The organism is Helicobacter sp. (assembly GCF_022511165.1).
Taxonomy (GTDB): Bacteria; Campylobacterota; Campylobacteria; order Campylobacterales; family Helicobacteraceae; genus Helicobacter_C.
In genome coordinates this window covers 1-13,053 of the sequence record NZ_JAFLSB010000013.1, presented here as the reverse complement: position 1 = coordinate 13,053, position 13,053 = coordinate 1, and the positions used below count along the sequence as shown (strand labels likewise).

Genomic DNA, 13,053 nt, shown 5'->3' with positions numbered 1-13,053 from the left:
TCGCACTTTGTGCGCCGTTAGTTCTAAATGTAATAAAGATATACTTTATTGCTAAAAGATTCTAGAATCTCGCCCCTTAAAATATGCGATGATTTGTGTGGATTCTATCCACCCCTACCCAAATAGCGAAATTTAAGACGCAATTTTGTCATCATCTCATCATTATCGCACATTATTTTTGCATAGCCCCACACAGCGTAAGCCTCATCGCACAAAGCCTTTTTAAATCGTGTGCTTTAAGTGCGTATCAAGCCTCTATCCCATTTGATACGCAAAGCATCGTATAGCTCATTACCATTTTATTGAGAGCTGATTCTATAATTTCTACACAACGTGCATAAAAAAGCGCGATATTATCACTTGGGATATGGAGCGCACATAACATCATCGTGTGTAACATATGCGAAACACTTCCCTCAAAAAGCACACCTACAAATGGTATTTTTGCAGAATATTGAAGGCTTAAGGCGTGAATAGTATCAATGCGCGCAAAAAGCTCTTGCTTATTTGCCACAGAGTGATTTTGTCCCTCTATGCTCTTGCGTAAAGCCTTTAAAATTTCTTCTTTATAGGCATTAAGCTCTTCTTTGTAGGATTGCTTATGTGTAAAAAGCTTTTTTTTATCTGCACACATATAGCTTTTGATGTTTTGAATGCACTCCTCTTTGTTAATCTCACGCAAAATAAACTCATCAGTGCGCGTAGAGCGAGTTCCTCGCACATATGCCCCATCACCAAGATTCATCACAAGCTTTGGCGTGAAAGCATTAATAGCCTTGCTCATCATTGCACTTGATAGGCTAAATAGCGCATCTGCATACACTTCATATTCGCTATTGCCCTGCACCACATAGGCATTTTTTGGAATCATACTCTCTTCATCGCCATAATATGAGCCTTGTGCGTGTTTTGTTTTGCCTTTGATATAGCCACAATCAAGCCCACACATTATTACCTCTTCACTAAGAAGGCACGCGAGAGCAAATCCTGCATTGCCCACATAAGGTGCGGCAAATTCTACCACGCTCTTTGGGTTACCAAAATATGCACTTGCGCTCCCACCACGCATAAATATATAGGCTTCTTTGGCAATCTCTAGCGCACTTGGTTGCACCATATTGCCACATAAAAGTGTGGTATTTTCAAGCGGGGCAGATTCTAAAACATCTTTAAGATAAGCAATGCGCTCAATTTCGATTTGAAAATCCGGCATAATACCTGCATTTTTGAGTGGCTTCAAAGCCGTGCCACAGCTAAAAATAATCATTTTTTGCTCATTTTCTTTAATAAAAGGAAGCAAAGAATCTAAACTTGCCCCATTACCTATCACACAAATAGGCGCATTTATGCGTTTTGGGAGATGCAAGAGAGGATATTTACTTTTTTTGTTTTTACCAAGATTCTTAAAAGTATTTCGCACCCCTATCATTTCATCATCAAAGCTTCCCCACCCACGCGCGTTTATAGCATAGCTTTGAGCAACTTCATCTTGGGCTTGTTGCAGTTTAGGGCTTTCATAAAGGCAGAGTTCAAGGCGGAGAAAGTTGTTTGTGATGCGTTTATGCGTGAAATAGTTTTGCACAAATTCTTTTTGCACGATGTTTTCGACAAAAATATAGCACGATCGCTCACTCACGCGCTCGAATAAAAGCGGATAATCCACAAAATAAAGTGAGATTCTAAATAAGTCTATATCCTCTTCAAAAAGCAGTAATGAGTGAAAATAATAGCCCTTTTCGAGCAAAAATTGCAAAAACATACCTCCAAGTAGCCCAAAAATAGTGAGATTTGGTAGAAAATATGATGGTAAATGAAAGCGATTGGCTCCATTAAAATCTTTAAGCATTAGCTCAATCATTGGATTGCACGCGCTTGCAGTAAGCGGGAGATTATGCTCATCAAGCTTATGGAGGGCTAAGTGATTAGTATAAATTGTGTAGGCAGGATTATTGGGTGGATTTTCACATAAAGCGAGATTCTGCTCTATCATCATATGTTTTGGTGCATTATTATGCTCCTGCACAGGATAGACAAAGATTTTTGAATGCACATCGATAATGTTTAAATCTTGGTGGTGCAAGTAGAGATTGTATTGTTTGATTGGGGCTTTTAGCTTAGCAAAAAGCTTGTGATTAAGCGAGGAGAAAAAATCCATATTCAACGCATAGCGTCTAGCAGTATAAGATTCTAAAAGTCCTATATCGCCACTTTGGCAGATATGGAGCAAGGAGGGGGTGGAATCTGTATTTTGTTGCATTTTATCTCTTATATGTGGCTATGTGAGAGGAGCATAAGCGCGATAGAGCAAATCATAGCACTTGTGCGCGTCCATTTTTCATCACCACCAAATCCTCGATTCTGATGCCAAATTGCTGTGGCAGGTAGATTCCGGGTTCGATAGAAAAAACCATATCATCTTCGATAATATCCTCACTCCTACTAGAAATACGTGGCAACTCGTGTATATCTAGCCCTATGCCGTGCCCTGTGCTATGCACAAAATATTGCCCATAGCCACTTTTATCAATAACATCTCTAGCGATAGCATCAATCTCCTTGCCACTCATTCCGCTCCTCACCCTCTTAATCGTCTCTTCTTGCGCTTTTTGCACAATATCATAGACTTTTTGCACAAGTTTATTTTTAAAACATTGCTTTTTGCTGAAATCTATATTTTTGCTTACACTCGCTGTGCGCGTCATATCTGAACAATACCGCTTGTATTTGATTCCCGCATCAAAAAGCAACACATCATTTTTTGCCAAAAAACATTGCGCATTTGGCAAGGCGTGAGGCTTAGCACCATTGGCATTAATGCCCACAATTGGCTCAAAGCTTAATTCATACGCGCCAAAATCACTCAAAAACTGCATTGCCTCATAATGTAGCTGTTTTTCGCTTGGCGCTTTTTTTAGTGTTTCTTGCAAATGTTTAGCAAAATGTTTAAAGGCTTTTTTATTGAGTTTTTGGCTTTTTGTAATAAGCTCAATTTCTTTGGGTGTTTTTTTGATACGCAAGGCTTGATGAAAATTTGGTTTAGCAATAAGCTCACATTGAATAGAATCTAACGCGATTTTGAGTTTTTCATACACGCTCACGCTAAGTTCTTGTGGATTAAAGATGATGTGAGGTATGTGCAGCTTTTGCAAAATTTCTTGTGCGCTTTGGATAAAGTCAGTAGATTCTATGATTTGGGTGTGTGGGTGGCATAACTCCTTGGCTTCAAGGGTATAGCGAGAATCTGTAATAAAATACCGCTCATCTTTGATGCGCAAGATAAGCGCATTATCGCAGCTAAAGCCACATTCATAATATTGAGCATTTTCATTGAGTGTGAGATAAATGTGAGTATCTAAGTCCATTATTTATTTCCTGTGCCGTTTTGGGCTTGTTGTTGGGATTTAAGAGCTGCAATCTCACTTGCAATTTGTAAGATACCTATAAGGGCAAGATGATAGCCAAATGCACCAAAACCTGTAATCACCCCCGCACTTACCGCTCCTGTATAGCTTTTAGAGCGAAATTCCTCTCTAGCGTGGATATTACTAATATGCACTTCAATCACAGGCACACCGCAGCTTGCAATCGCATCGGCAATAGCAATAGAAGTGTGTGTAAAGGCGGCAGGATTTATAATCACTCCTGCATATTCTCCACCGATGCACTCTTGAAGCTTATCAATAATTTCACCTTCAAAATTGCTTTGAAAAAATTCTAATTGTGCGTTATGCTGCGTAGCTTGAGCTTGGAGATTGGTGTGAATTTGCTCTAGTGTGAAATTACCATAGATATGTGGCTCACGATGCCCTAAAATATTGAGATTTGGTCCTTGAATGACTAAGATTTTCATTTCTTGCACTCCTTAATAGAATCTATTTATCTATCATATTACAAAGAGCGCACATTATAGCTAAATTTGCGATAATATGGGCGTGTTTGCTAAAACAAGCCTTTTTGGGCATTAAATGCGTGAAGTAAAAGCTTAAAGGCGCATTGAACATATATAAAATTTGAAGGATTCTAAAGATTTAGCTTAAAATGCGTTATAAAAGCTTATTTAGAGATATTTTGTGCTATTTAATCCTAAAAGTTGCTTTATTTTATTTTTTATTTTTCTGCGCAATCTTTTTAAAAATGGAGGGCTTTGTGGCTAGATTCTCTGTGTGAGATTCTAAAAATTTGCCGTTTTGTGTGGATTCTAAAATCTCACAAGCCTTAAGGAAAATCTATTCTAGGATTCTTAAAAATTCTTAATAACAATAAAATATATCTTTATCGCATTGGAACTAGCGGTGCACAATAATGTAATATTTCAAGGGGGCGTTGTTGTGGTAGGGAGGGTGCGTTATCGCGCACAGATTCTAAAACCTAGAATCTGCACTAAGATGCTTTTTTAAGCTTTTAGAATCCTAAATCCGCGCTTTAAGGCTCGAAAATCTCGCCTTTTGTATAAAATCTTGATTCTACACCCACAACATTTATACTTTGCAAAAGCAAAGTATAAATCAATTTTTAGCTACGCGCCTTCAGGAGCTTCAAACACGCACACATCTTGTATTTCACCTTCAAATTTTTCAATATTTACAAGCGTTGTATGTGCAATATTGCCATTTGCAAGAGGTGAGGTGGGTAAGTCAAGCGTAAGCACATTTGCCGAGCCATTTTTGCAAGTGCTACCAATTTGTCCTTTGACTTCAGGGTCATACCACGCGCCCTCACACAAGCGCACCACGCCTTGCAAAATCTTATCAGTTACAAAAGCACCAGCAAGCACACTTCCTCTTTTATTGCTTACTTTGACTATATCGCCTGTTTTAATGCCCTTAGAGGCGGCATCTTTGGTATTAATCCAAATCGGCTCTTTATTGGCAATCGCATAATCCTCTCGCAAGGAGGTATTTGCGCATTGAGAGTGTAATCGTAACGCAGGGTGAGAGGTAACGAGCGCAAATTCCGCAGGTTTATTTTTCATACCTAGCCATTCAACAGGCTCAAGCCAAGTAGGGTGTGCGGGGCAGTCAGCATATTTGTATCCTGCAATTTTTTGAGAGTAAATCTCAATCAAGCCTGAATCTGTGCCAAGTGGATTTAAAATAGGATCTTCCCTAAAATCCGCATAGCGCACAAAACTTTCAGATTCTGCGGGAATCTCAAATTTAAGTGGCTCATTTGCCTCCCAAAAGCTTTCAAAATCAGGCATTGTAACCATTAAATTTTGGGCTTGGCTAAGGGCTTGGTTATAAAATTCCTTGAGCCAAGCCATTTCATCTTTACCCTCGCTAAATTTATCATAAATGCCAAAAGCTTTTGCTAAATCGCAAAAGACTTGATAATCATCAGTGGCTTCAAATTGTTTTTGCACTAGCTGTTTCATTGGCACGATATGGAGATTTGAATAATCCCCGCTCATTGAAATATCATTGCGCTCATAGCTTGTTGTAATAGGCATTACAATATCAGCATATCGCGCAGTTGGCGTCCAATAAATCTCATTCACAACGATTGTGCGTGGTTTGCGCCACGCTTTGATGAAAGTATTTGTGTCTTGGTGATGCACGAGCGGATTGCCCCCTACCCAATAGATAAAATCAATATCGGTGTAGGTGATGGTTTTACCATTGTGCTGAATGCTTTTTCCCGGATTAAGCAAGGCATCAGAAATACGCGCAAGAGGGAAATTATTATCACTTCCCTGCATAAGCCACTCCGCACCGCCACTATCGACATTGCCTAGATTAATCCCTCCAACTACAGGTGCAGTTGCTGTGGGTGAGCCGCCATTGCTGTAATGATAAGATAGCCCGAATCCTCCGCCGGGTAAGCCAATCTGTCCTATCATACACGCAAGGGTTACTAAAGCCCAATGTGCTTGTTCGCCGTGGTGAGCGCGCTGCATACTCCAGCCAGACATTAGCATTGTGCGGTTTGTGAAAAAAAGCTTGGCTAAAGATTCTATTTTCTCTTGAGGAATCCCACAAATTTGAGACGCCCAAGCGGCATCTTTTTCTATGCCATCTTCTTTGCCTAAGAGATAAGCAGAAAATGGCTCAAATCCTGTCGTGTAATTGTCTAAAAATTCTTTATCGTATTGGTTAGTTTTAAGCATTGTGTGCATTATACCAAGCATTAGCGCTACATCAGTATTTGGCAGAGGGGCAATCCACTCTGCACCTAGATATTCACAGCTCATATTGCACACAGGATCAATACTGATGATTTGTTTGCCACTTTTTTTAAGCTGCTCGAAAAAATCAAGTCCTGTGCCTTCATTAATCGTCCAAGCATTGCGTAAAGTTGCCATAGGATCAGCCCCCCATATCACAATCACTTGTGTGTTATCAAGCACCACAGGAAAGGCGGTTTGTTGCTCATAAACTTCAATACTTCCTACAACATAGGGCATAATCACTTGTGAAGCTCCTGTGGAATAATCCCCGCTCACGCCTACATAGCCTCCAGCCATACCCATAAATCTTTGTAACAAAATACGGGCATTATGCAAGTTTCCGCTACTTTTCCAGCCATAGCTTCCAGCAAATACACCCTCTTTGCCTTTTTGTTTATAAGTGGCTTTAAGTTCTTTGCTAATAAGCGCAATGGCTTCATCATAGCTCACTCTTACCCATTCATCAGCCCCGCGTAACTCGGGCTTAGGGTTTTGAGGATTCTCAAGATAAGATTTTCGCACCATAGGGTATTTAATGCGTGTAGGTGCATAAATCAAATCGGGTATAGTGCTATGAAGTGGATTAGACACAGCATTTTTAAGTGCATTGGTGCTTGAGATAACCTTGCCTTCTTTGATTGTGGCTTTGAGTACGCCCCAATGCGCACCTGTAATTACTTCGCCATCAAGCACAAGATTCTCACTAAAAGCTTTTACGCCAGATTCTATTGTTTCTTTTTTACTTTGGTTATCACAGCCCACAAAAGGCACAAGGGCAAATACTGCCAAACCCTTTCCCATTGCTTGAAGCACAGTTCTTCTACTCAATGTATTCATTATTTCTCCTTTGGCATATCTTTGGCATTTTTTTGAAGGTATTGAGATACGAGATATTCCTCATCATTGTTGTAGCCCACGCGCGTTTTCATTGATTTGATTACGCTAGGCCAAGCATTTGCGGTAAATTCTTTGGGTGGGTGCAAGGTGTGGCAAATCGAGCAATTTGTAAAAAGCTCACTTGCTTTTTTATAAAGGCTTTGCAAATCTTGTGTTAAGTCTGTATCCTCACTCCATAAATCCACACTTGCAAGTTCCCAATCTTGCTTGGTTTCACTCTCTTTAAAGGTTTCTATGTTGGTAAAAGTTACACCTACATTTTTTGAGAATCCAGCATTGAGTATCCGCCGATTTGGGGCGAAATACAAAGCCGCATTAGAGCCTACTTGCGTATAGCCTTTGATACGCAAAAGCACCTTATTATCTTTGCGCTCTAGCACTTCAACAGCAGCGGTGGGTAAAAGCCTCCCCACAATTTTATTATCACCCTCTTTGTAGAGTGATTTGATTTTGGAGGCATAGTAGATTTCGGCTGCTTGAGTGCATATGAATGTTAATGTGAGAGTTGAGATGATTTTCACAAACATTTTCATATTTTCTCCTCCTTGTATCAAAATATCTAAAAAGATTTAAGAAATTATAGAAAATAAAAACTTGAAAATAGATTAAAATAGCATAGAATACGAGCGTGTAGCTTTTTAAGATATAACGCTTTATTTTGATGATATGCCAAATAAAGCAGGGAGAAAACAAATTATTGTGCAAGATTTGAGGTTTTGTTTAAGATTATGTCAATATAATGCACAAATTGAAAGGTATCTATGTCAAAATTTAAAGCCAAAAATCACCCCGCTACTTATCTTACACAAGCATTTCAAGCGCATAATGCAAAAGAACAACATATCATAGAATCTTATAGTCATTATGAGGATTCTCTCATACGCTTTATGCTAAAGGCTTTCTCTTCGCACACTGATGTGCATATCCCTAGCTTTAAAAGTGATATTCGCACAATCCCTTCTCAAGAGAGTTTTGTATGGTTTGGGCATTCCTCTTTTATGCTGTGGCTTAATGGTAAGAGTGTGCTTGTTGATCCATTGATTGAGAGTGCAGCTTCGCCTTTGCCTTGTATGTTTCGTGCTTTTAAGGGGGCAGATATTTTTAGTGCGAGTGATTTTGGGGTGATTGATTATCTCATTATCACACATAATCATTATGATCATTTAAGCAAAAAGAGCATTCGCGCCCTAGCAGAAAAGATTCAATGTGCTATTGTGCCTCTTGGTATAGGCAAAATTTTGCGCAAGTGGGGGATAGCCTCTCATTGTATTATTGAGCTTAGCTGGAATGAATGCGTGACTTTAGGAGATATAAAGATTCATTGTTTGCCAAGCAAACACTACTCTACGCGCTCATTCTTTGATAAAAATACAAGTTTATGGGCTTCTTTTATGCTGCAAACAGATAATAAAAATATTTTTTGCAGCGGTGATAGTGGCTATGGCGGACATTTTAAGGTTATCGGTGAGCAGTTTGAATGCGTGGATTTTGCGTTTATTGAAAATGGGCAATACAATATGCGTTGGGCGCATCATCATCTTTTCCCTCATCAAACCCTCCAAGCTGCCATTGATATAAAGTGCAAAAAGCTTATGCCTATCCATAATAGCAAGTTTGCCCTTGCTCCGCATCATTTTACCCAGCCTCTTAAGGCTCTTTATGCGCTTTATGAGGGGAGGAGATTAGAATCTTTATGCGATTTTACCCTCCTTACGCCTTGTATTGGCGAGATAGTGCCTCTATGGGAGGAGAGAGCGACTTCGCGTTGGTGGGAGTCTCTTTAAAAAAACTAGAATCTTGGAATCTAGATTTTTAAAGCGAGCAATATATTTTATTTTTTGCACGAGCAATTTTGTGTGTGAAACTTAGATTCTAAAATGCTAAAAATCGCGTGAGATACTTGCACCCACAGTGCAGGAAGCGAGAATGTCAGGTTTTTTGATACAAAGGTTAAGGTGCGTGATGCTTGGAAAAAGAACTTTAAGTGCGCGAGCTATATCAATGAGCGCAGTTTCTAAAAGCTCATACGCGCCATATTCAAGGCATTCAGTGATGCGCTCGCAGATATACGCGTAGTCGATGAAGGTTGGCGAATCCTCATACTCATAAGTAATATGTGCCTCTATGATAAGCTTTTGTGGTTTTAATCGCTCTTCGGGCAGTATGCCAATAATGGTTTTGCAAGTAAGATTCTCAATATGCAAAGAAATATTCTCTTTCATAGCACTTTGCCTTCTTGCCCGCTAAAAAGTCGTTTGATATTGGGGATATGTGTGTAGCATATAAATAGTCCTATAAGCACCACAGGCGTATGTGTATGAATCTGCGCGATGATAGAGATAGAATCTGGCAAGGGCAGGATATAAGGGAACACAAAAGTGAGTGCAATCCCACCTAACACTCCTGCAAGTGATGAAATGGAGGAGATTTTAAAGACTTTGCCCACAATGCCCCAAATAAGAAGCCCACAAATGCTTTCACAAGGAATAAGTATTAATACAGAACCAATCGCCGTAGCCACTCCTTTGCCACCTTTAAATCCTAAAAATGGACTATAACAATGCCCTAGAATCGCCAAAAGTGCGATTGTCCATTGTGTCTCATAGCTTAGTTCTAATATTTTAGCGATAGCAACGACTATTAAGCCTTTGGTAGCATCAAGTATGATAGTGAGGATAGAGAGAGGTTTTGCTTTTTTTGCATCTTTTTCTTTGAGAGCGCGATAGACATTTGTTGCTCCAATACTCCCTGAGCCAATCGTGCGAATATCGGTTTTATAAAAGATTTTGAGTAATAGCCACCCAAATGGAATCCCTCCAACAACAAATGCAAGGAGATAAAAAATCACATTGATGTTTGAGAGTATGTAAAGTAGATTTGATAGAGTATTCATTATTTTCCTTTGTATGGGATTCTAGCGTTATTGAGTGATAAGTTGGACAGACGCATTTTCAAGCGTAGAAAATTCATCATCATAATAATAAATATTTTCTAATCCCTCTTCTACAAGCTCTGTGCCTAAAATACTCGCAGTATGCCCTGAATAGCATACGAGGGCGTATTTTTGATGAGGATTTTTTTTGATAAAAGTATAGACATCATAGGGGTTGTTGAGATGAAGAGAATCTTTGATATGGCAAAGTGCATAATCTTCGGGGTAACGAATATCAATGATGCAAAAACTCTCATCTAAGTCCTGTGCATAAAGTGGCGTAGCAAGACTAGGATTATTCTTTCCTTTATATTCCATTAAGATTCCTTATTTTATAGTTGATGTATTACTGCTATTGTAGCATAAGAATCTTGGGATATATTGTAGGAAATAAATAAAGATATATAAGGCTTTAGGAGCCTATATTAATAGGATTCTTAATGTGTATTTCAAAGATACATAAAATAAATACAAAAATTTAAAGATTTTTGTATGATTGAAGGCTAGAATCTACTCTCTTTAATAGATAATTTTAAAGAATAAAGCTTTAAAAAATAAAGAAGCAAAACCAAAAAGGTTTTTTAAAATGTAGGTTTTATGAAAGAGATAGAGTTTAAAATTTTATTAGGAGAATCTCCCGCCCTCTTTTGTGTGAGGGCAGGGTGTTTAAATATTTTGTTTTAAGCTTTATTTGTGGGAGGCTTTATGATAAGGTTTTATTCTTTTGTGTGGCTGTTTCTTTAGATTCAGCTTTAGTCTTACTTTCAGCTTTAACTTCCTTTTTAACTTCCTTAGCCTCTTTTGCTTTTGTCTCAAGCTTAGCCTTTTTTTCCTTTTCTTTCTCTTTTTGCACCTCTTTTTCTTGCTTTTCCTTAGCTTCTCTTGCTACTTTTTGTGCTTTTTTTCTTGCTTTTTTAGCCTCTCTTGCTTCCTCTAGTTGCTTTTTAATCTCCTCTGCGGGGTCTGTATGCGTTGCTTGATATTGAGAGTAAGTCCATACAATGCTTGGGTCTGGCAAGAGGCATACATTGGTTTGGTCTTTACCTTCATAATCAATCTTGCTCAAAATATCGCGGGCGATATTTAATCGTGCGCGTTTTTTGTCGTTTGTATTTACAATTGTCCAAGGGCAGATGTGGGTATGTGTGCGTGCAAACATTTTCTCAAACACTTCTGTGTATTGTTCCCATAAATCAAGGGATTTGTTATCAATGGGGCTTAGCTTCCACATTCGAAGAGGGTCAGTCTTGCGACGCAAGATTCTACGTTTTTGCTCTTCTCTACCTACATCAAGGAAGTATTTAAAGATAATCATTCCGCTTGAAACAAGCATTTGTTCAAGATTGGAAACTTGTGTGATAAATTCTTTATATTGCTCTTGGGTGCAAAATCCCATTACTCTCTCTACCCCTGCGCGGTTATACCAACTTCTATCATAAAATACAATCTCACCGCCGCTTGGCAATGTGCTAATGTAGCGCTTAAAATACCATTCTGTTTTTTCTGCTTCTGTGGGTTTAGCCAAAGCAACAGTTCGGCAGCTTCGTGGATTCATACGAGATGTAAGAGCTTTAATCGTTCCTCCCTTTCCTGCTGCATCGCGCCCCTCCATAATAATAGCAATTTTTTGGTTTGTAGCCTTTACCCAATTTTGCATTTTTACAAGTTCGATTTGGAGTTTTGTGAGTTCGTGGATATAAAACTCCTCTTTCATACGCCCATTTTTGCGCTTATATACATCTTTGATGTTGCCCTTATTTTCTGGTCGTATAACGACTTGTTTTTCTGTTTTTCCCATAGTTACCCTTTTTTAGAAATTTGACTTACATCATATCACTTTTTGTAATAAAATTCTACTAAAAGATATAATTATTTCCTTGAAAGGGAAGTATCTAAACAAAAAATAGCGGGGATTTAGATTCTATGCAGGTGTATATAAATGAGGCATTAGCAGAGGAAGTTTTGAATCTACTTTGTGCCAAAAATTACAAAATAGGCATAGCAGAGAGTTGCACAGGAGGGCTTTTGAGCTATCATTTTACCGCGCTTGGCGGAGCTTCAGCTGTGCTTGATGGAGCAATGATTAGCTATGCAAATGCTATCAAGGCTTCGTGGCTTGGTGTGAGCGCGGTGCATTTACAAGAATATGGCGCGGTAAGTGAGCCTGTGGTGAGGGCTATGTGTGCGGGGATTTTAAACCAAAGTGGCGCAGATGTTGCCCTTGCTACAAGTGGTGTAGCTGGTCCTAGTGGAGGAAGTGCGCAAAAACCGGTAGGGTGCGTGTATATTGGGGCACAGATGAAAGGAAGTGAGGCGGTAATAGCGCGCTATCAATTTGATGGTAATAGAAATGCTGTGCAGTCTCAAAGCTGCATTCAAGCACTTGAGATGCTGCTCACGCTTTTAAAGTCTTGACAAATACGAGCAAACTTACTATAATTTCGCTCTTTGTGTCTATGGCATTGCTTATGCGTGTGGTGCAGTGTTTGAGTAGATTTAAGATGAAGTAGGCATATGACCCGCTAGCTCAGTTGGTAGAGCAATTCCCTTTTAAGGAATGGGCCGTTGGTTCGAATCCAACGCGGGTCACCACTATAAATAAAAGTGGCCCCTTCATCTAACGGTTAGGATACCACCCTTTCACGGTGGCTACAGGGGTTCGAATCCCCTAGGGGTCACCACTTTTATTTGTTTTGGTCGCTTAGCTCAGTTGGTAGAGCGCCACCCTTACAAGGTGGATGTCATAAGTTCGAGTCTTATAGCGACCACCATTTACGCTTCATCTTTCATTGATTGCGGATTATAAGGGCTGCTTAATGGAGCGGTAGTTCAGCTGGTTAGAATACCTGCCTGTCACGCAGGGGGTCGCGGGTTCGAGCCCCGTCCGCTCCGCCACTTTGGCTATTTTAGCTCTATCCTCTCCCCCACAAACGGAATCCCCTTTGACTTGACAACAGCTTCGCCAAAGATGAGAATCGCCGGCTGCTCGCATAGCTGCACCATTTCTTCGAGCCTGCCGAGCGTGCCGATGATACAACGTTGGCTTGGCGAATCCACC

General features: G+C 39.6%; 11 protein-coding genes and 4 tRNA genes. 6 read left to right on the top strand and 9 right to left on the bottom strand.

The window, feature by feature from the left end:
- Positions 1-247 precede the first annotated feature (247 nt).
- The 5 genes from J1E28_RS03185 to J1E28_RS03165 form a co-directional block, all read right to left on the bottom strand.
- The gene (locus J1E28_RS03185) at positions 248-2,257 is read right to left on the bottom strand and encodes a 6-hydroxymethylpterin diphosphokinase MptE-like protein (RefSeq protein ID WP_291026569.1); all 2,010 of its coding nucleotides are present in this window, start codon (positions 2,255-2,257) and stop codon (positions 248-250) included.
- Positions 2,258-2,309: 52 nt separating this feature from the next.
- Positions 2,310-3,362 (bottom strand): aminopeptidase P family protein, encoded by a 1,053-nt coding sequence (locus J1E28_RS03180; RefSeq protein ID WP_291026567.1) that lies wholly within the window; start codon positions 3,360-3,362, stop codon positions 2,310-2,312.
- Entirely contained in the window at positions 3,362-3,850 is a 489-nt protein-coding gene (gene aroQ / locus J1E28_RS03175) for a type II 3-dehydroquinate dehydratase (RefSeq protein WP_291026565.1), read from the bottom strand. The genes J1E28_RS03180 and aroQ overlap by 1 nt, the downstream gene beginning before the upstream one ends.
- 666 nt (positions 3,851-4,516) lie before the next feature.
- Positions 4,517-7,003 carry a molybdopterin guanine dinucleotide-containing S/N-oxide reductase gene (locus J1E28_RS03170; RefSeq protein ID WP_291026563.1) on the bottom strand — a complete coding sequence of 829 codons (2,487 nt, stop codon included), beginning with the start codon at positions 7,001-7,003 and terminating at the stop codon, positions 4,517-4,519.
- A complete protein-coding gene (locus tag J1E28_RS03165; protein ID WP_291026561.1) occupies positions 7,003-7,596 on the bottom strand; it encodes a heme-binding protein in 594 nt (197 codons plus the stop codon). The genes J1E28_RS03170 and J1E28_RS03165 overlap by 1 nt, the downstream gene beginning before the upstream one ends.
- Before the next feature lie 228 nt (positions 7,597-7,824).
- Here J1E28_RS03165 and J1E28_RS03160 point away from each other — a divergent pair, with 228 nt between their 5' ends.
- The gene (locus tag J1E28_RS03160; protein ID WP_291026559.1) at positions 7,825-8,847 is read left to right on the top strand and encodes an MBL fold metallo-hydrolase; all 1,023 of its coding nucleotides are present in this window, start codon (positions 7,825-7,827) and stop codon (positions 8,845-8,847) included.
- A gap of 96 nt (positions 8,848-8,943) precedes the next feature.
- Here J1E28_RS03160 and J1E28_RS03155 read toward each other — a convergent pair whose 3' ends face one another.
- The 4 genes from J1E28_RS03155 to ppk2 form a co-directional block, all read right to left on the bottom strand.
- Positions 8,944-9,285, bottom strand: a complete 342-nt coding sequence (locus J1E28_RS03155; RefSeq protein WP_291026557.1) for a dihydroneopterin aldolase — start codon at positions 9,283-9,285, stop codon at positions 8,944-8,946.
- Positions 9,282-9,956, bottom strand: coding sequence for a glycerol-3-phosphate 1-O-acyltransferase PlsY (plsY, locus tag J1E28_RS03150; protein WP_291026554.1), 675 nt, complete (start codon positions 9,954-9,956; stop codon positions 9,282-9,284). The genes J1E28_RS03155 and plsY overlap by 4 nt, the downstream gene beginning before the upstream one ends.
- Positions 9,957-9,983: 27 nt before the next feature.
- Positions 9,984-10,313 (bottom strand): rhodanese-like domain-containing protein, encoded by a 330-nt coding sequence (locus J1E28_RS03145; protein WP_291026552.1) that lies wholly within the window; start codon positions 10,311-10,313, stop codon positions 9,984-9,986.
- A gap of 385 nt (positions 10,314-10,698) precedes the next feature.
- Positions 10,699-11,793, bottom strand: coding sequence for a polyphosphate kinase 2 (ppk2, locus tag J1E28_RS03140; protein WP_291026550.1), 1,095 nt, complete (start codon positions 11,791-11,793; stop codon positions 10,699-10,701).
- Positions 11,794-11,918: 125 nt separating this feature from the next.
- Between ppk2 and J1E28_RS03135 the strand changes: the two genes are divergently transcribed.
- The 5 genes from J1E28_RS03135 to J1E28_RS03115 all read left to right on the top strand — a co-directional run bounded on the left by J1E28_RS03135 (position 11,919) and on the right by J1E28_RS03115 (position 12,890).
- Complete coding sequence (locus J1E28_RS03135; protein ID WP_291026548.1) at positions 11,919-12,410, top strand: CinA family protein; 492 nt, start codon at positions 11,919-11,921, stop codon at positions 12,408-12,410.
- A 101-nt stretch (positions 12,411-12,511) separates the two neighbouring features.
- Positions 12,512-12,587, top strand: a tRNA-Lys gene (locus J1E28_RS03130).
- A gap of 14 nt (positions 12,588-12,601) precedes the next feature.
- Positions 12,602-12,676 (top strand) — tRNA-Glu (locus tag J1E28_RS03125).
- Between the two features lie 14 nt (positions 12,677-12,690).
- Positions 12,691-12,766: transfer RNA gene (locus J1E28_RS03120), tRNA-Val, on the top strand.
- A gap of 47 nt (positions 12,767-12,813) precedes the next feature.
- Positions 12,814-12,890: transfer RNA gene (locus J1E28_RS03115), tRNA-Asp, on the top strand.
- Positions 12,891-13,053: the final 163 nt, after the last annotated feature.